Source organism: Nostoc sp. FACHB-190 (assembly GCF_014696905.1).
In the GTDB taxonomy this organism is placed as follows: domain Bacteria; phylum Cyanobacteriota; class Cyanobacteriia; order Cyanobacteriales; family Nostocaceae; genus Nostoc_B.
The window spans coordinates 37,311-57,573 of record NZ_JACJQW010000028.1 but is presented as its reverse complement, the minus strand read 5'-3'; the positions used below and the strand labels follow the sequence as shown (position 1 = coordinate 57,573).

At 41.2% G+C, this 20,263-nt stretch carries 14 protein-coding genes; 7 read left to right on the top strand and 7 right to left on the bottom strand.

What is annotated here, in order from left to right; genetic code table 11:
• Positions 1-299: 299 nt before the first annotated feature.
• Positions 300-710: a slr1601 family putative cell division protein gene (locus tag H6G28_RS25220; RefSeq protein WP_190592845.1), complete on the bottom strand. Its 411-nt coding sequence runs from the start codon at positions 708-710 to the stop codon at positions 300-302.
• Positions 711-1,379: 669 nt separating this feature from the next.
• Here H6G28_RS25220 and H6G28_RS25215 point away from each other — a divergent pair.
• The 4 genes from H6G28_RS25215 to trxA all read left to right on the top strand — a co-directional run bounded on the left by H6G28_RS25215 (position 1,380) and on the right by trxA (position 7,927).
• Positions 1,380-3,773 (top strand): endonuclease MutS2, encoded by a 2,394-nt coding sequence (locus H6G28_RS25215; RefSeq protein ID WP_190675161.1) that lies wholly within the window; start codon positions 1,380-1,382, stop codon positions 3,771-3,773.
• A gap of 388 nt (positions 3,774-4,161) precedes the next feature.
• Entirely contained in the window at positions 4,162-5,772 is a 1,611-nt protein-coding gene (locus H6G28_RS25210) for a M48 family metallopeptidase (protein WP_190675159.1), read from the top strand.
• 333 nt (positions 5,773-6,105) lie between these two features.
• Positions 6,106-7,269: a GuaB3 family IMP dehydrogenase-related protein gene (locus tag H6G28_RS25205; protein WP_190592842.1), complete on the top strand. Its 1,164-nt coding sequence runs from the start codon at positions 6,106-6,108 to the stop codon at positions 7,267-7,269.
• 310 nt (positions 7,270-7,579) lie between these two features.
• A complete protein-coding gene (trxA, locus tag H6G28_RS25200) occupies positions 7,580-7,927 on the top strand; it encodes a thioredoxin (protein ID WP_277877322.1) in 348 nt (115 codons plus the stop codon).
• 236 nt (positions 7,928-8,163) lie between these two features.
• Here trxA and H6G28_RS25195 read toward each other — a convergent pair whose 3' ends face one another.
• The 3 genes from H6G28_RS25195 to petC form a co-directional block, all read right to left on the bottom strand.
• On the bottom strand, positions 8,164-9,108 hold the full coding sequence (locus tag H6G28_RS25195) for a WD40 repeat domain-containing protein (protein ID WP_190675157.1): 945 nt from the start codon (positions 9,106-9,108) through the stop codon (positions 8,164-8,166).
• A gap of 129 nt (positions 9,109-9,237) precedes the next feature.
• Positions 9,238-10,239 (bottom strand): cytochrome f, encoded by a 1,002-nt coding sequence (petA, locus tag H6G28_RS25190; RefSeq protein WP_190675155.1) that lies wholly within the window; start codon positions 10,237-10,239, stop codon positions 9,238-9,240.
• Between the two features lie 105 nt (positions 10,240-10,344).
• On the bottom strand, positions 10,345-10,884 hold the full coding sequence (gene petC / locus H6G28_RS25185) for a cytochrome b6-f complex iron-sulfur subunit (protein ID WP_015111832.1): 540 nt from the start codon (positions 10,882-10,884) through the stop codon (positions 10,345-10,347).
• 229 nt (positions 10,885-11,113) lie between these two features.
• Here petC and H6G28_RS25180 point away from each other — a divergent pair, with 229 nt between their 5' ends.
• The gene (locus H6G28_RS25180) at positions 11,114-11,422 is read left to right on the top strand and encodes a DUF3067 family protein (RefSeq protein WP_062290766.1); all 309 of its coding nucleotides are present in this window, start codon (positions 11,114-11,116) and stop codon (positions 11,420-11,422) included.
• A 165-nt stretch (positions 11,423-11,587) separates the two neighbouring features.
• Here H6G28_RS25180 and tatC read toward each other — a convergent pair whose 3' ends face one another.
• Positions 11,588-12,382 carry a twin-arginine translocase subunit TatC gene (gene tatC, locus H6G28_RS25175; RefSeq protein WP_190592838.1) on the bottom strand — a complete coding sequence of 265 codons (795 nt, stop codon included), beginning with the start codon at positions 12,380-12,382 and terminating at the stop codon, positions 11,588-11,590.
• Between the two features lie 353 nt (positions 12,383-12,735).
• Between tatC and H6G28_RS25170 the strand changes: the two genes are divergently transcribed.
• Both H6G28_RS25170 and H6G28_RS25165 read left to right on the top strand, forming a co-directional pair.
• Positions 12,736-13,422 (top strand): FUSC family membrane protein, encoded by a 687-nt coding sequence (locus tag H6G28_RS25170; RefSeq protein WP_190675153.1) that lies wholly within the window; start codon positions 12,736-12,738, stop codon positions 13,420-13,422.
• Positions 13,423-13,435: 13 nt separating this feature from the next.
• Positions 13,436-13,822, top strand: a complete 387-nt coding sequence (locus H6G28_RS25165; RefSeq protein WP_190675151.1) for a hypothetical protein — start codon at positions 13,436-13,438, stop codon at positions 13,820-13,822.
• A gap of 223 nt (positions 13,823-14,045) precedes the next feature.
• On the opposite strand, the gene cobJ is transcribed toward H6G28_RS25165, so the two are convergent.
• The gene (gene cobJ / locus H6G28_RS25160) at positions 14,046-15,740 is read right to left on the bottom strand and encodes a precorrin-3B C(17)-methyltransferase (protein WP_190675149.1); all 1,695 of its coding nucleotides are present in this window, start codon (positions 15,738-15,740) and stop codon (positions 14,046-14,048) included.
• A gap of 282 nt (positions 15,741-16,022) precedes the next feature.
• Positions 16,023-19,583, bottom strand: coding sequence for a Calx-beta domain-containing protein (locus H6G28_RS25155; RefSeq protein WP_242054642.1), 3,561 nt, complete (start codon positions 19,581-19,583; stop codon positions 16,023-16,025).
• Between the last annotated feature and the right edge of the window lie 680 nt (positions 19,584-20,263).

Below are 20,263 nucleotides of genomic sequence, written 5' to 3'. Positions count from 1 at the left end.
GTATTTAAATTTTCCTAATATTTTGGATTTATATATTCTGTATATATCTATATAGGCAAATATTTATAGTAATAATTACAAAATTTCAGTATTCAGAATCTAGATAGAAATTTTCATATAGCAGTCCTAAATGAATGATCAACTTGTATACCTTGTCTCTTGTATTCACACATCAAATAGGATTGCTACAGTCTAATAGTGCTGGTTATTAATAATCTCTCGCCTTTTTGACTTCTGGATTCTGAATAGTTACCAAGAATGGCAATCATCCTAATTCCTCACATCCAGCAAAACTTTGCTTAGGGTAAAGAATTGATGACATCGATTTCTTTGCCGTCTTGATTTACCAATACAATTGGGCGCTGATTAGGTGCAAATCTATATCCTTGCTGTTCAGCGATCGCTTTAGTTTGGCGGGGATCAAAGTTGCGAACAAATTCTGCCTGTAAAGTACTCACACGTCCTTCCATGATTTTGACTTCCGTGCGAACTTCACGCAACCTTTCTTGCTGTGACCAATGATAAGGCAGAAGTTGTGTGAGGGCGGATGCAGTTGCTCCCAAAATTGCCAAATTCACTCCTACCTTGAATGTAGTTTCAATCGCCATTATTTGATGAGAACGTTGACGAAGATGCCGTTTTGGTCGAGGAATAGTTCGAGGCTGCTGTATAGGTTGTAACGGCTGTCTTGATGGTTGGAAGGCGTTCATAATACTAAAAATAACTTTACTTGGAACAAGTTGATCAACAGTCTACTGCGGCTAGTTACAGCATAAGTTAGCTGTCATATTACTTCATTTTTCTGAGATTGCTACACGTATGTTTTTGTTAAAAAACAATCTAGCATACGTAAGTAATTGATGGTAAACAGTTTGCTGTACTCAGCTATCACTCTGAAAAACTGCACCTTGTATCCCAGGATTATTCATTGTTTGTGATTTTATGTCAATTCCCAGGCAAGATGTTAATGGTTATTACCCCATACAGCTAATCCAGCAGAATTCAGGAGACAGAATTCAAAATAACAGTTTACTTCACACTGTCGGGAATTGGTTGCGATTGTGAGGACTTCTAAAAATTAAATTATTCAAGAATGGAAAATTTTTTCACTGGCGAACCTTTAACGCAGGAGGTATGAATCAACGCTTGTTGAAAATCAAGGTTAATTCCAGCCTAAAATATTAGACTAATCAAAATTTTCTGGACTTGACTTTTGCAAATGGCGTTGCATAAAACATTACTTTACTGCTGTACTGATAATCTCAAGCCGATCGCCTCTATCCCATCCCACCCCAGCAAGTGCATCATCTGATATTGGCTGTAAAGGCGACTCTGTTGTTACGATAATTTTATATAAGATTTTTTTAGATGTTGCAGCCTTGATCCAAGCGGAAACTTTAGAACTACTAGAATGGCATCGCCTCTGCCAGCATTTGGCGACATTTGCGGCTACTAAGCTAGGGGCGATCGCATCCACTAATTTACAAATTCCGACATCACAGTCAGTCAGTGAGCAGTTATTAGCACAAACTAAAGAAGTTTACCAACTGGAAAGTCGGCTGACTACAAGCTTATCTTTTGATGGTATTCAAGATATTGGCGATTCTATCGAACGCGCCGAACTCCGAGGGATTTTGGCTGGCGATGAATTACTGGCGATCGCAACTACCCTGGCTGGTGCGAGAAATTTACGGCGTGTAATTGATAACCAAGAAGATATACCAGTATTAACTGAGTTAGTTGCCGATTTACGCACTTACCCAGAATTAGAACAGGAAATCCATCGTTGTATTGATGAACGGGGGACTGTAGCTGATCGTGCTAGTCAAAAGCTGAGTGAAATCCGCGAAGATTTGCGGCGATTACGCAGTCAAATTAACCAAAAACTGCATAATATTTTACAAGCAAAATCCAACGCTGTTCAAGAACAATTAATTACGCAACGGGGCGATCGCTTTGTGATCCCAGTCAAAGCCAGTCACAAAGATGTAATTCCCGGTATTGTTCACGATACTTCTACCAGTGGCGTGACTTTGTACGTGGAACCTAATTCTATCGTGCCGATGGGTAATCAGTTGCGACAAACGTTGAAGCGAGAGCAAGCAGAAGAAGAAGCGATACGTCGTGTTTTGACTGAGCAAGTCGCAGCCGTCACCCCAGATTTAGAAAGGCTACTAGCAATTGTGACTACCTTAGATTTAGCGGCGGCGCGATCGCGTTATAGTTACTGGCTAAAAGCAAATCCCCCCAGATTTATTAACCGTGACGAAAAAGAAATCATCACCTTACGCCAGTTGCGTCACCCTTTGTTAGTTTGGCAACAACAGCACGAACAAGGACACGGCGTAATTCCTGTAGATTTACTAGTTAGTCCCCATATTAAGGTAGTGACTATTACGGGGCCGAATACTGGCGGTAAAACTGTCACCTTAAAAACCCTCGGTTTAGCAGCCTTAATGGCAAAGGTGGGTTTATTTATCCCCGCCCGCGAACCTGTGGAAATGCCTTGGTTTGACCAGATATTAGCAGATATCGGTGATGAACAATCTCTCCAGCAAAGTTTATCAACATTTTCCGGGCATATCCGCCGCATTAGCCGGATTTTAAATGCTTTAAAAATTGACTCCCAACTCCCAACTCCCCACTCCCTCGTATTACTCGACGAAGTAGGCGCAGGGACAGATCCAGCCGAGGGTAGCGCCTTAGCGATCGCACTTCTGCAATATCTCGCGGAACACGCCCAGTTAACCATAGCCACAACTCACTTCGGGGAACTCAAAGCCCTGAAGTACGAAGATGCGCGGTTTGAAAATGCCTCGGTAGAATTTGATGAAGCGACTTTATCACCAACCTATCGTTTATTGTGGGGGATTCCGGGACGTTCTAATGCTTTAGCGATCGCTCTGCGTTTAGGCTTAAAACCAGAAGTAGTAGAAAATGCCAAAACCCAAGTCGGTGAAGCTTCGGACGAAGTTAACCAAGTAATTGCCGGGTTAGAAGCCCAACGCCGTCGCCAAGAAACCAAAGCCGCCGAAGCCCAAAAATTATTACAACAAGCGGAACGGTTATATAAAGAAGTTTCCGACAAAGCCGCATCCTTAGAAGAACGGGAAAAATCATTGCGGGTTTCTCAGGAAATGGCAGTTCAACAGGCGATCGCCCAAGCCAAAGGTGAAATAGCCCAAGTCATTCGCCGCTTGCAACAAGGTACACCCACCGCCCAAGATGCCCAACAAGCCACCAATGCGTTAAATCAAATTACTCAGAAATACCAGCCAGCACCAGCACCTAAGCCGAAAATTGGGTTTATGCCCAAGGTGGGCGATCGCATCCGTATTTCCCAATTTGGACAAACTGCGGAGGTTTTAACCGCCCCCGATGAAGATGGCGAGTTAAACGTCCGCTTCGGCATTATGAAAATGACAGTCAAATTGCAAGACATCGAATCTCTCGATGGACAAAAAGCCGAACCGATTGTCAAACCCAAACCAACACCAGCACCAACCACTCCGCCTCCCCAAGCCGCACCAGCCATTCGTACCTCGAAAAATACAGTAGATTTGCGGGGTAAGCGAGTAGCCGATGCCGAAATTGAATTAGACAAAGCCATTTCCGAAGCGAATGGCCCCATCTGGATTATTCACGGACATGGCACAGGGAAATTGCGTCAAGGTGTTCACGCCTTTTTGCAACAACATCCGCGAGTCAGCAGTTACGAACCAGCAGAACAAGCTGATGGTGGTAGTGGTGTTACTATTGCTCACGTTTCTTAAGCTTGATCAATATAGGACTCATATTTGATTTGGGAAAAAAATCAGTACATTCAGATCAGGCTTCTTTCCTAATCCCGACTCCCCATTCCCTATTCCCTACCTACACAAATAAATTCAGAAATCAAACCGGATTCCTATATTAGCCCAGGACTGATGCACAAAGTTTATCTGTGGAGGCTGGGATAGGGGTGTAAGGGTTTTGCATACATTACCCCTACATCCTTACCCAAACCCTTAATTTTGCCTGTAAGTCCTATAAAAAACAATTGAGCGATCGCTAAGTTTTCCCAACATCAAATTACATTTTCTGGCAGATATTTTTTTCGTTATTCAGATTTTATTATCTATGTAGTATGCTACATTTCATCCAACTACTAGAGTAAATCTGATGGTTCTGACACAAGAGCAATTTGATAACTTAGTACAAAAATTAGAGAGTAATGCCTATCAAAAACCAAAACACTTCAAACAGCGTGTTGTTTTTTTAGTATTTATAGGTTATGGATACATTCTGATAATTTTGTCTTTTCTGTTATGGATCATAGTCACTGTTGGTTTAATCAAGCCAACTTCTCAAGAGTATGGTTCTCTATTTTTAGGATGTACTTTCATCATAGCTATTGTACTATCAGTAAATATTTTACGCTCACTTTGGGTCAGAATTCCTAAACCTAAAGGAAAAAAGTTACGGCGTAGTGATGTACCACAACTATTTAAATTAGTAGATGAACTCTCTGATACTTTAGAAACTCCAAAATTCCACAATATTTTGTTAGTCAATGAGTTCAATGCTGCCGTTATGCAAAGACCGCGTTTAGGTATTTTTGGCTGGTTTGAGAATTATCTAATTCTCGGTTTACCCTTGATGCAAGCATTAACGTTAGAGGAATTGCGTGCAGTTATCGCTCATGAATTTGGACATTTATCTGGCAAACATAGTCGTTTTGCTGGTTGGATTTATCGAATTCGTTATATCTGGCTTCAATTATTACAACAATTGTATAAGCAACAACAACAGCCCCAGTCTGGAGTGGCGATTATTGATTTTTTAATACTTATAGCGAATGGGTTAGGATTTATTGTCTTTGGGTACTTTTTTGATTGGTTTGTCTCTATATTTACTGCTTACTCATTTGTCCTTTCACGGATGAATGAATATGCAGCAGATAGCTATGCAGCAGATTTAGTAGGTGAACAATATCTTGCTCAGGCACTAATTAACATGGCTGTCAAAAACAGATATATCAATAGGTCTTTTTGGCAGGAAATATATCAACAGGCAGATTGGACTCCACAACCCCCTGATGCTATATACTTGTTATCCCAAGCTTTGCATCACAAAATTCCTGCTGATAGCCAACAAAGATGGTTAAAAGCCGCTTTAGCCGAGAAGACTGATACCAGTGACACTCATCCTTGCTTATCTGAAAGACTAAATGCTTTAGGATATCATGTACAGTCTTATGAAAACATAGCAATTACAACTTCTGCTGCTGAGGAACTATTTGGCAAAGATTTTTTAGAAAACCTTTTAACACAAAAAAATCAAGAGTGGCAAAAAGCTAATATTATCTTCTGGGAAAATCGTCATACTTTCCTCCAAGATATTCAACCTAAATTATGGGAATTAGAGCAAAAAGCGGAAGTTAATAAATTAACTTTTGAGGAAAAATGGAACCTCTGTAACTGGACAGCAGAAATCAGAGGAGGCGATGCGGCTATTCCTTTACTGCAAAATCTCTTAAATGAACAGTCTTATCATGCACCAGCTAATTTTTTATTAGGAAAAATTTTATTGTCAAAACAGGATAGTCAGGGAATTACTTATATCGAAAATGCTGTGAGTTGTGATATAGAAATGACAATTTCAGGTTATATACTAATTTCTGATTTCTTAGATTATGAGCAGGGCGATACAGACAGAGTTAAGCATTATCGAAATCAGATTGAGCAATTTTATTATAGAAAATTATTTTCTCATACTGGATTATATCGTTAGTTGAAACATTAACAGTAAGAATGAGGTTCTGGACAATAGACAGATCAAACGCAGATAAATTGGGGTAAATTTCCATTACCAGGGATTGTGAAAGCAAAAATAGCGATCGCTTACTGAATATCACCTCAAAATTATCTTGCTGCTGGATTATCTCAGGCTCATCTAGTCAGTTATTCACAAGAAAATCTTTCTTCCCCTGTTCGCACTTTTCCATATCGTGTTTTTCTCTAACGATAACCTGAAACATCTTTGTAGTTACTTGCCAAAAAATCGCTGCAAATCACCTCATAATTTGATACCCTAGCTAGAACAGTTTTGATAAAAGTTAACAGCGTGGACATTCAACTTGGGCGGGGAAAAACAGCTCGCAGGGCTTACGGAATTGATGAAATTGCACTAGTCCCCGGTAAAAGAACATTAGATCCTAGTTTGGCAGATACTAGCTGGCGGATTGGCAATATCGAGCGAAATATACCAATTATTGCTAGTGCAATGGATGGTGTAGTTGATGTAGGTATGGCTGTGCGTTTGTCACAGTTAGGTGCATTAGGTGTGCTTAACTTAGAGGGTATCCAAACTCGTTATGTTGATCCAAATCCCATCCTTGATCGGATTGCTTCTGTAGGCAAGGATGAATTTGTCTCCTTAATGCAAGAACTTTATGCCGAACCTATCAAGCCCGAATTAATTGAAAAGCGCATTCACGAAATTAAAGAACAAGGCGGTATTGCGGCTGTAAGTGCGACACCAGCAGGGGCGAGTAAATTTGGTGAAGTTGTTGCTAAGGCTGGGGCAGATTTATTCTTTATTCAAGCTACAGTCGTCTCTACAGCACATTTATCACCAGCGTCGATAGTTACCCTGGATTTGGCAGAATTTTGCCGTTCTATGCCCATACCAGTGGTGTTGGGTAACTGTGTTACCTACGATGTCACCTTGGACTTAATCAAGGCTGGTGCGGCGGCTGTATTAGTGGGTATTGGCCCTGGGGCTGCTTGTACCTCTCGTGGTGTGTTGGGTGTGGGTGTACCCCAAGCAACAGCGATCGCCGATTGTGCCGCCGCCCGCGATGATTATTATCAGCAAACTGGTAAATATGTGCCTGTAATCGCTGATGGTGGTCTAATTACTGGTGGAGATATTTGTAAATGTATTGCTTGTGGTGCTGACGGCGTAATGATTGGTTCACCCTTTGCTAGAGCTGCTGAAGCACCAGGACGCGGTTTTCATTGGGGAATGGCAACACCCAGCCCAGTTTTACCACGCGGAACTCGAATTAAAGTCGGTACAACCGGCACTCTAGAACAAATTCTCACTGGCCCAGCAGGCTTAGATGATGGTACTCACAACTTGTTAGGAGCTTTAAAAACAAGTATGGGTACATTGGGAGCCAAAGATATCAAAGAAATGCAGCAAGTTGAAGTTGTAATTGCTCCTTCCTTGTTAACGGAAGGTAAAGTTTATCAAAAAGCTCAACAATTAGGTATGGGCAAATAAAGAAAGTATAAAGGTTGAAAGACTGGAGGATGAAATTTTAGACTTCTAACTTCAGTTGAAATTCTTTAGGAAATTTTTCCAGACTCCCAAACATTCAACTGGAAAAATCTCTTCTGTCGCCTACAATAGAGAAAGCGGAGACGCATGTTTCCGTTCACTCCTCACACCACACTCCGCCCGGACTACTGTTCGGGCGGTTCCTTATGTTTATGGATATATGAATAAATTCCAGGGCTTCTTTGCAAATGTACATCCTTACTCTTCAAAGCAGATGTTTTTGCTATGGTAGAATTTTCACGAAACTCAGAAATTGAATTGGCAAAGGTTTTTAGGCATGTCAGCAGCCGCAGAAGTTACAGATTCTACTTTTAAGCAAGAAGTACTCGACAGCTCAGTACCTGTTTTGGTTGATTTTTGGGCTCCCTGGTGTGGCCCTTGCCGGATGGTAGCTCCTGTTGTCGAAGAAATTGCAGCTCAGTACGTTGGTCAAATCAAGGTTGTGAAAGTTAATACTGATGAGAATCCTCAAGTTGCCAGTCAGTATGGCATTCGCAGCATTCCCACATTAATGATTTTTAAAGAAGGAGCAAAAGTTGATATGGTCGTTGGTGCTGTACCTAAAAGTACATTAGCAACTACTTTGGAAAAGTATCTTTAGTCAACTCAATCGGTCATACAATCCTTTTGAGACGCTCTTTTGCTTAAGTTTTAGGTAAATATTTGTCAATAAGTTTATGAGGCGCGAAACCCCGCGTCTCAGTTAAACTTTCTCAAACAGTCTTAAAATTTGCATATAAATATCTGAGAAACTTAAATTTTGCTTCTCAAATATTTAATAGCCAACATAGACTTAACTTATATTTCCTCAGACTACTAGTTTGAGGAAAATTTGTTTTATGGTTTATTTCCAGAAGGATAAAGTATGATTTTTTTATCGCCACCAGCCGCAGCTATCTTCTTACCATCAGGAGTAAAAGACACAGCATACACTGTCTCGTTAAAGCCTTGATAAGTACAAATTTCTTTACCAGTTTTTGCATACCATAGTTTAACAGTCTTATCTTTACCACCACTAGCTAAAAGTCGTCCATTAGGGCTAAAAACCACAGAACAAACCTCATCATTATGTCCTGTAAGTGAATAGATTTCTTTACTAGTTGCTATATCCCATAACTTAATCTTCTTGTTCTGACTAGCACTCGCTAAAGTTTTACCATCAGGACTGAAAGCTATAGATTTAATATCGGAAAACCAATCCGAATCTGTATTGATAGTTTGAACTTTTTGTTTAGTTAAATGCCAAAGTTTAATAGTTTTATCCTTAATAGCACTCGCTAAAATTTTACCATCTGGGCTAAAAATCACAGATATCACATCATTTGATAAACCATGAAAGGAAGATATTTCTCTACCAGTTGCTATTGACCATAGCTTTAAAGTTTTATCTTGGCTTCCACTAGCTATAATTTTTCCATCTGGGCTAAAAGCTACAGAGTAAACTTTTTCTTCATGTCCGTTCAAAGTATAAATTTCTTGACTGGTATTGATATCCCATAACTTAATAGTTTTATCATCACTTGCGCTGGCCAAAATTTTATTATTTGGGCTGAAAGCTATTGAATTAACACCTCCAAACCATGAAGATCCTCCATGTCCCTCAAGAACTTGGGGTTCTCTATTCGTTAATAAATGCCAAATTCTTATAGTTTTATCTTCACTAGCACTTGCCATCATCTCTCCATCAGAACTAAATGCAAGGGACAGAATTTTATTGGTATGGCCTTTAAAAATTTGCACTGATACTAAATCTTGTAAATTCTCTTGATTAAATGTTTCCATTATCCAATGTATATAGTAATTAGGAGATGATAGGTAGATTTTGACTTTATAGCTTATTTTATGACACAAAAAACTAAAAAAGACAGGCGATACACCTGTCTTTTTTAAAAAAGGATTTATCAGAGAATCTTAGAAATTCATTTCAGCAGCTTGAACTTTTTCAACCTGTTTCTTCTTGAGAACTAGCATTACTTGAGCTAACATTACCAGACTGATAAAGGCAATTAGCCAACCAACTCTGCTAGAGTCTTGTAACACAATTTCTGTATCTTTTTGACCGAAACCACCAACGTTGGGGTTATTAGTCAAAGCGTCACCAGATTTTACTGTTTGTCCTTCAGAAACAATCAGTTCTGGGCCAAGAGGAATTGTATCAGTGACCACATCACCAGCTTCGGTTGTGATGTTCACCAAATATTTCACGTTACCTTCACCATCGTCTTCTTTGGAAATTTTGCTGATGGTGCCAGTAGCGGAAGCATTGTAAACAGTGTTGTTGCTCTTTTCGCCAGTAGGATAAACTTGTCCGCGTCCTCTGTTACCACCTACGTGAACTGAGTATTTACCAAAGTGGATATTTTTGTCAGTTCCAGGGTTAGGAGATAGAACAGGGAAGACAATTTCCTGATATTGTTCGCCGGGTAAGGGGCCAACAATCACAACATTGTCGGAACCTTCTTTGTAGGTTTGGAAGTAGGTATCACCAACTTCTTCTTTCAGTTCTTCAGGAATGCGGTCTTCAGGAGCAAGTTTGAAGCCTTCGGGGAGCATCAAAACTGCACCAACGTTTAAGCCAACTTTGGAACCATCTGCACCAACTTGCTGCACGCTGGTATCGTAGGGAATTTTCACCACAGCTTTAAATACTGTGTCGGGTAGTACAGATTGAGGTACTTCGACTTCTGTGGGCTTGGCTGCTAGGTGACAGTTAGCGCAAACGATTCTACCTGTCGGTTCGCGGGGAGTTTCAGGATAGGTTTGCTGCGCCCAGAAAGGATAAGCGGCAGCACTTTGAGGCAAAGCAATATCGCTAGTCAAGAAGAATGTTACTGTAGCGATCGCTATGAGCAATGTTTTGGTAATTGCTCTAGCACTGCGAGTCAAACTCGCTGTTGTAAAGGCATTTCTCATCTCTATAAGGACAACGATTCTTGGATGAAGTAGTCAATAGTCACAGTTATCAGTTATCAGTTATCAGTTATCAAGCATGTTAACTGTTCACTGTTCACTGATAAATTAAGCCCACCAAGGTTCTTCGCCGGTGCGGAAGTCGGTTTCAGTCCAGGGTGTGAGAACAATCTTGTCGTTTTCGGCTTTGGCGTGGCTTAAAGCCAAAGAACGGGGTGCAGGGCCTCGAACTACTTTACCAGTTGCGTCGTATTGAGAACCGTGGCAAGGGCATTTAAATTTGTTTTCCGCAGCGTTCCAAGGAACAACACAACCCAAGTGGGTGCAAACAGCGTTAATGCCGTAATCGGTGATTGCCTCTTTGCTTTCGACCACAATGTAGGTTGGGTCGCCCTTCAATCCTTGAACGAGGGTGCGATCGCCTACGTTATGGCTGTCTAGAAATTGACTAACGCTCACATCGTTGCCGAGGCTGTCTTTTGCTGTTGTTCCACCACCAGCACCACCAGCCGCCGGAGGAATAAAGTAGTTAACAACGGGATACAATGCACCCAGAGCTACTCCAGTGACAGTCCCAAAGGTGAGCAAATTCATGAATTGACGACGACCCATATCGGGAACGTCCATTGATTCCGAAAATTGAGCCATATCCTACGCGCTCGCTCTTTGTATATTTTGTTTAAGCATTTTGACAAGAGTACTAATACTTGAGCAGCTCCTGTCTGGGTCGAAATGCTAACTAACAATGCTAAACTTCTTTGTTGCAAGACACTTTTAGCATCTTTTCTGTTAGCATTACATTTCTTTATATCCTTATCATACTTGAGTTACGGAACTTAACATCATAACTAAATGTAAAATCTAATTGAGAGAAGCTATGACAGGAAAGGAATTACACCAACTGTTGCTGGATAAATGGGGATATTCTTACGATGTCCAGTTCCGCCGTACCCAAGGCAAGATATTCCTGCAAGTGATGTGGAAATATCTTGAGCAAGCTTCTTTCCCCTTAACAGAGGCAGAGTACCAAGAACATCTGGATACCATCGCTAATTATCTTAATGCTTTAGATGGTACAGCACAGGTAAAAAATTTTATCGCTCAAACACGCGATCGCCCCCGCCTTGGCAAAGCTGTCAGTATCCCCCTCGATTTAGGGGAACGCGCTTCTGAGTGGATAGTGTAACAGCTAAAATTCAACAATTAACACTAAATCTTTTGGTTGGTAAAGTTGAGTAATTTGGGCGCGAGATTCTTTGATGCCTAAATTACCAAAGTTTACCCGCTTGGGAAAATGCTAAAACTTTGGTGATTTTTCATCCACAAATTTCTAATTTATCAGTTATTTTTATTACTTACCTGTGAGTTTCACTAAACCAATTCCCCCCATATAAAGCCCTAAAACTGCACCGGCTAATAAAGCTTGGGTTAAAGGGTCGGTAGAAGGTGTGAGGACAGCACCTAAAATTACGGCTGCCATAATGACATATCGCCAGCCAGCCAGCATTCGCTCAGAAGAAACAATACCTAAATTGCCTAGCAACAATTGAATAATTGGAATTTGAAATGCTAAACCAGTGCTAAATAACAACAGCAATACAAATTCAAAATACTTATCAATTGACCAGAGTTGTTCTACTACATCCGCGCCGTAGCTAATAAAAAATCTTAATGCGGCGGGAATCAGCGCAAAATAGGCAAATACTAACCCACCAACAAATAACACGCTCGACCCCAAAACTATTGGCCCCACTAGGCGACGTTCGCGGCGGGTTAAGCCTGGTAAGACAAATTGGATAATTTGATAAAGAATAAACGGGCTAGAAAGAACTACGCCACTGTAGCCAGCAACTTTGAGAGAGACAAAGAAATATTCCCCTGGTGCAAGCTGGAGAAATTTCACGCCGGCGGCTGGTGCTTCTAGTAATTGCACAATTGGCTTGACAGCAACAAAACAGCCAATCACAAAAATGACTACAGCTATTAGTGCATAAAATATGCGCTGTCTTAACTCTTCTAGGTGGTCGAAAAGAGACATTTCGACTTCACCCGGCAACTCATCAAGAGGATTGGTCTCAGAGTTGCCTTGTCCTTCTAGGTCGATATCGGGATTGATAATGGTGTCAGCTTCAGATGAAGGAGTCATGAGTAGGCTATTAGGCAACATTTGTTAACTATTCTATTACTCATGGGTGTAAGGATGTAGGGGTGTAGGGGTAAAAGGGTATGGGGTGTAAGGGTTTTGGAGACATACACCTCAATGAAGAGGCAAAGGAGCAGGGAACGGGGAGCAACTCACAAGTGTGGGTTTTGAGTAGCGACTCTAAAAATCACGATTTAATCAAAGTTCTATCCCCCTCACACCCTTACATCCATACACCCTAAATCAATTGATAGATGCGCTCAACTTTTAATCCCTGAGAGATATTCCCTGGCGGCGCTGATTTCTGCACAATAAATCAGTAATCAAACTGGATTTTTCTAGTCGCCAGCATCATAATGCCATCCACAAATAAACGTTCTTTTCGTTGGTTGTTGCAGCAGTTTCAACTCAAGCCAGGTAAACCCGCGATTTTCTCTGGTGTTCGGAGTCTGTTGATTTTGGGTGTTCCCATTGGGTTAGGAATTATGACAGGGAATGCGGCTGCAAGTGCGGTTGCGACTATGGCGGCTTGGTTTGTAGGGATGGTAAATGTTGATGGTACTTACCGCCAGCAATTGAGGGCGATGATTGCTGCGACTTTTGCAGTGACGCTAGTATTTCTGATTGCTAGTCTGGTAAGCAGTCATCTCTGGTTAGCTATCCCGACGACGTTTGTTGTGATGTTTATCGCAGGTTTAGCGGGTTTATATGGCAATGTTGCCGCATCTGTTAGCTTGGTGACTTCCATCATGTTTGTGATTGCCTTGGCTAGATTTGCGACATTTACCAATTTTCCGACTCTGATTTTACACTGTCTGCTATGTCTCGCTGGGGGAACATGGACAATTTTACTGTCATTGGGCATTTGGGCGGTACAACCTCATGATCTTGTCAGGGAAGTTGTGGCTAATTGTTATCTCTCGTTGAGTCAATTTGTGGGCTTAGTGAAAGAGAGAGTCTTTGATTACCAAGATAGTCAGGCGTGGACAGAACAATTTTTGCCAGCGCAGGATGCTGTAATTCAGACGTCACGTCCAAGGTGAAATAGAACCTGTGATGACTTTGATTTTATACATTCGTGGCTTTTTTAGTTCAGTGACAACCTTAGCCGAACATCTGCGGGAATTTAGTGGACAGTATCAATTTACAGAACTCCCGCAACTGACAGATATTATTGTGCAGATTTTAGAAAATCTAGCAGATAGTCTGCAACAAAAACAGCGACCCCAACCATTACCACCATTAGATAATTATCTCGAAGTTATTCACAATCAAATTGAACAGTTACACACTGCTCGGTTATCAGAAATTTCTCTACATTCTCACACTTTAACTCCTACATTAAAAGCAGTAAGAGAACAAACTACCTTATCTACAGAACTAGAACGCATTATTAATGAAATTAAAGTAATTCACTGTGTAATTTCTCGTTGGCAAAGTTGAATAGGACTAATAAGTAGAGCGACTTAAATATTTGTAGTTGGGAAAAGGCAGGAGGCAGAAGGCAGAAGGCAGGAGGAAAGAGGGTTTTAGTTTAATTCACTTTTCTTAATATAGTTATGTTTTTTCCCACCGACTTACTTAGACCTCTTGCATAAATCAGATTTTGTAGGGCGGGTATGATTATGCCCACCCTACAATCTTAATCAGGGCTTGCTGACTGAAATTACTGGGCATATCGACGTGGCGTATAAACTGAGACACTACCATCAGAACGTTGAATAGTCCTGGTTTGGCTTGAACCCACAATAATCACTGTTCGCATATCGGCGACATCTGGTGTTAATTGCTCAAGCGAAATTACCTTAATTGTTTGTCCTGGTCTGCCCAAATTTCTGCCTAATACTACGGGTGTATTGGGTGTGCGATATCGCAGCAATATATCTCTAGTGGCTGCAAGTTGCCAAGTGCGGTCTTTAGAGACAGGGTTGTAAAAGGCGATCGCAAAATCTCCTCCAGCCGCCGCCGCAATTCGTTGTTCGATAATTGACCAAGGTTTTAAAATATCTGACAGTGAAATCGCGCAAAAGTCATGCCCCAAAGGAGCGCCTACTGCTGCTGCGGCTGCTTGCATTGCGGAGATTCCCGGTGCAACATGAATTTCGATACTGTCCCATTCTGGTTTGGGATGACGGTCGAGGACTTCAAACACCGCCGCCGCCATTGCATAAATCCCCGGATCACCAGAGGACACCACCGCCACATACTTACCTGTCGCTGCCAAATCTAGCGCCATTGTAGCCCGTGCTATTTCTTCGCGGTTATCAGACTCATGGCGTTGCTTACCATCAGCTAAAGCACCAACCAAATCAAGATAAGTTTTGTAACCTACAAGGTCAGTCGCCAACCTGAGAATTTCTTTGACTTCTGGAGACATCCACTGTGCAGAACCGGGGCCAGTGCCAATAATAGCTAATTTACCCCGTGGCTGACCGATGGTATTGGGGTCAATGGGTGCGGGTGCAATAGCCAGAGCTATATCAGCAGCTGTCGTCGGGATGAGTTGACCACCTGTGACAGCCAAAGCCATTGCTTGTGCGTTTTCCCATTGATTTTCTGTAAAAAAGCGCGTAGATACACCAAAAGCATCAGCGATATTGTGGATTGCTGGATGAGCAGCAATGTCCAGATGTGCAAAGATTCCAGCTATAGAAGCAGGTGCAATTCCAGCATCGGTCAGTAGTTGTTTAACTGTAGCTAAATTAACATGAGGTTGAGTAATGGCGATCGCTACCGTTTGGGGATGATAAACCAGACAATGGGCGGTAGAATTTACCAACCGTTCTGTAACCTTAATCGTCAATTCGCCTTCAGCATCAATTGGCAATTGACTATTACTCAACCAAGGTGCATTTCCCTCTAATTTCACCCGCGCCCCCGCCAACAAATCAGAAATAAAAGTTTTCGCATCCTCTGGGTTAGCTAAACGATAGCCAGCAGGAGGCGATAACAACGCCGTGCGAAACCGAATATCCCCAGTAGTTGTAATTGCAGCTGGAACATCCAACACCTCAGCAATACGGCGTGCTAAATCATTGACTCCACTTAACCCACCTAATAGGGGAACTACCGCACTACCATCTTCCGCCACAGCTAATACTGGTGGTTCTTGACGCTTATCAGAAATTAAAGCAGCTAAAGTTCTAATTAGAATACCAGCCGCACAAATGCCAATCAACGGTGTTCCCGCAGCAAACAACTCACGCACAGTCTCGCCAAAATTGCTAAAACTAACATCAACTCCAGAAGTTCGCCCTGCTAAACCATATAATCTTGCTCCTGGCAAGACACTCATCATTTTACGAGCTATTGCCACACTATTTTGACCCAACACTACAACCGCAGGTGCAACCTTGATCATGAGAATTCTGGAATTTGAGTAGATATTGTGCAAAGTTTATAATACAAATCTTGTAGAGACGTTATACCATTTTGGATTTTAGATTTTGGATTTTGGATTGGGAAATTGCTTACTGGTGAGCTTTTCAGTAACCCATTTGTCGCAATCATTTTTCAAATTGGTATTACATATAGCAATCCTATTTTATTTGTGAAAACCAAGAGGCAAAGATCCCCGACTTCTTAAAGAAGTCGGGGATCTTTTGATTCACGAAGGATGACTTTTGACTTTAGCGTAGCTGTATTAGGCAATCACACTAAAATCGCTGCTAGTCAGAGTAATATCACTATTGCCTAAATAAGCAAACTCAAAAACTGTTCCTGTACCCAAGACATTACCATCTTGGTTATAGAATAAGCTGCCGGTACTTTGGCTATAAACAATCCGCGCACTACTAGCGTTGACCAACTCATCATCTGTAACAACTGCAAAGTCAGTTAAATTCTGTCCCGCACTATTAGTAATAGCCTTGAAAGTATTTTTACTCAGCACAATCTTATCTTGCAGCACTTCAAAACTGCTAATATGGTCAATGCCTAAACTGGCAGTAAAAACACCATCGCCTTGGAATAAATATTTATCCTTACCAACACCTCCGGTAAGCACATCATCACCAAGTCCTCCCCAAAGGGTATCATCACCCGCTAAACCTTGCAGTTGGTCATTACCATTACCACCAGTCAAAAAGTTATTCAGTGTATTCCCCGTCAGACGGTCATTACCTGTACTACCAACGGCGTTTTCGATGACGTTATTGGCAGAGAGTGTGAGTTTGAGGTTGCTATTAACTGTTTGTGTTGTAGTGATTCCTAAATTGAGAGTACTCGCAAGGGTAGTTTCCCGGAGGTCAATAGTATCAGTTCCACCTGTGGTTGTTTCGACAATCTTATCAGTACCTAAAACTGTCGTGGCTGTAAATATATAGGTATCATCGCCATTTCCACCTGTCAGGGTATTATTAGCACTATTACCTCTGAGAATATTATTGCCTGCATTTCCTGTACCGTTAATTGCTGCTGTTCCTGTGAGGGTGAGGTTTTCGACGTTAGTGGGTAGGGTTGTAGTAACGGAGGTAACGAGAGTATCGGTAATAGTTGTAGTAACGCTTGTGGTTGTACCAAGAGTAGCATTTATCGGAGATGTCAGCCTTAAAATAAAGCTCTCATCTACTTCATTCAGAGAATCATTGAGAATTGGAATATTGATAACTTGACTAGTGACACCTGGACTAAAAGTTAAAGTTCCGGTAGTGGCTGTATAGTCTGAACCTGCTGTGGCTGAAGCATTAGCAGTTGAATAATTAACGGTAATAGTTTGGCTACTAGGGTTAGTGAGAGTGACAAGATAAGTCACATTTTGAGGATTAGTGTTGCCTTCGATAATAGTCTGACTAGAAGTGAGATTAATCGTCGGTCGTAAATCATCATTAACTATGCTTCTCGTTAGACCTGTTGTCGTGCCAATTTTGTACTCGCTACCAGCAGCTAGAGTTAAAGTCACGTTTTCATTAGTTTCAAAAGTGGTGTCTGCTATTGGGTCAATGGTGAGTGTGGCTGTACTTGCACCAGCCGCAAAGGTAATTGTCCCATTTGTAGCTGTGAAACTAGCAGCACCTAATTGATGGTAGTCGCTATTAAATGTCGCTGTGCCACCAACACTATAGTTAACTGTTAAGGGGTTGATATTGCTGCCGCTTCTGGTAAAGGTGTAAATTAAATTGTTGCTACTATCTTCGTTGACGCTACTTGATGAGACGGAAAGGGTGATGCTTGGCAAATCATCATTGACGATAGTTCCGGTTAAGGCGGTTGTTGTAGCAATTGTGTAACCACTACCATCAGCCAGAGTTAAAGTCACGTTTTCATTAGTTTCAAAAGTGGTGTCTGCTGTGGGGTCAATGGTGAGTGTGGCTGTAGTAGCACCAGCCGCAAAGGTAATTGTGCCGGTTGTAGAGGTAAAACTGGTAGCACCTAATTGGCGGTAGTCGCTGTTAAATGTAGCTGTGCCACCAACGCTATAGTTAACTTTTAATGTATTGGTGGTGCTGCCGCTTCTGGTGAAGGTGTAAATTAAATTGCTGCTGCCATCTTCGTTGACACTAGTAGATGATAAGGCAAGACTGACGGTTGGATTACTGAGAATATTACTACTACTGACAATACTGCCACTGATAAAGTACTGTCCCAAACTACCGTAATCAGTGTAGCCGGTTGAAAGTGGATCTCCTTTACCGACACCATCAATAGCGAGATAATAAGTTCCGGCAGTAACTGTGGTGGCGATCGCAGCAGATAATAAATCAGTGGGATTAGACGAGGCAATTAAAGTCCCAGCAGAATTATATAACTTTGCCAATATATCTAAGTTAGGGCCGCGACTAAAGGGATCAATTGTCAAATTAATCGCACCTGCACCTGTGACGAAACTATAAAAATCTACATCTGTGTTGCGTTCAATAATGCCACTACCACTGACAGATGTACCAGAAATAGTCAATGCTTTTGCTGTGGCAATTGTATTACCAGCATCGTCGGCTCGATAGCTAAAACCATTGTAAGTGGTAATAACTTGTAAATCATCTTCAGTATTGTTAGCAGAAGCATATTGGCCTTTACTCCACTGGGTTAAGTTCTGGTAATACCCTGCGCCCATGATTGCAGCCCAGCCAGTAACACCGCTACCCTGTCCCCGATAGTATTCTTCTGCGGGGCTAATTCTGCCATCATGTTCCAGTCCCAGAGTGTGACCTACTTCATGGGAAATCGCTTCAGCAACGTATTTTTCGTTATCAGACAAGGTGTCACTAAATATAAAGGCAGGAGTATCACTATTCCAATTAAATGAATCTAAAAAAGCTACTCCTCCAGCCCCACTAGCATACCAATCATTACTGCTACCACCAATCACAACCCGCACGCCCCAGCGAGTATCTGTAGAACCGCTCTTAATTAAGTCATTAATATCTGTTGGGGCTTGGGTGGTAACGTTGACATTAAATGGGCTGAAATCCTCAGCTACACGTTGCCAAATATACTGAATTCGTTCCAATTCCGCCGAGCTAAAAGATGCTGTATTGCCATCAAAATCAAAAGCTGGAGTGACAATATTAGACCCTCCTAGATAATCTGTATTCCAATAAGTTCCAGTAGTTGTATGTCCATTGAAATCTAAATAAATTGTCTGGTTAGCTCCCGCCAAACTATTCAAGGAGAAAGTCTTGGTTAAATCTAAAACACCTGATGCAGGTTGGGCTACTGCTGACTGTTGCGCGTTGACTAAATTTAAATCGACTGGCGCAAGCATACAAGAAGAACACCTGCAAATTTGAGCATGTGCCTTACTGCCTTGAAGAGCTTGCAGCAGTGTAGGTTGCAAGATAGATGTAGGTGCTAGGTCGGTTGAGCTATTATTAAGAACTAAATCAGCAAAAATCGCCCCTTTGTCGCCAGAGGAGTCTGTTGGTTGAACCGCACCATGAATAAAATTGCCGATTTCTGTTAATAAAACAGCTTTGATTGCTGCTGGTGTCGCTGTATTAACAAAGCTTTCAGACAAATAAATTTTGTTAGTACTACTGACATAACCTATCTGAGTATCGTCAAAAATACTATTACTAATAATTTCAACTTCTGGAAATTGACTAAAATCCCCAGCTTGCCATTGAGAACGCAAATCATTGGCAGTCGTACGGTTGTATTGATTGCCAAAAACTGTCTCAAATAAATTCCAGAAGCTCTTTAAATCAGAAAAATTGCTAAGTTGAGTGTATGTTAATGAAAGAGAAGAATTCAAAATATTATTCATAAAATTAAGACCTACGCAACTATCACAAGCGATAGGTAATTGAGGTTTGACTATTGCTTGTCAAAGTTGCGTGAGCCGGGAACTACCTGTTTAAGAGCATCTATAGGAATACGGTTTGATTCCTGAATCTAGTTGTGTGGGAGTAGGGAATGGGGAGTAGGGAGTAGGAAAGAAGCCTGATCTGGGTGTACTGATTTTTTTTAGAAATCAAATATGATTCCTATGTGAATTAGCTATTCTTGTCATGACAGTTGCAAACTCAATATGAAGAAATTACAAAACAGATTTTCAAAATACTGATGTATTCGGCTACATTCTAATCCTGCCAAAACCTGTTTGCCTGAGTTTATCTACTATTATTTTGCGGCTGTTCAATAGATGATGATGTTATGAATTTGCAGCAATATTTAAATAAATATACGCAATTTACTCAGACTGATATAAAAACTTGCAGATGAATTAATTTATTTAATTACTTTCCACGAGTTATTGTCTAAAATTAAGAGTATGATTTTAGCGTAATTCAGTCAGTAGAAAACACTAGCTTAGGTAAAAATACAGTTTGGCTAGTCAATTTTAGCGAAAGTGGAATCAAAGTCAGGAAGATTGCGAAAATAAGTCTGGTGCAGATAAACAGAATGAAGCGCCGATAAACAAATTATTGTTTAGAACAACAGAGA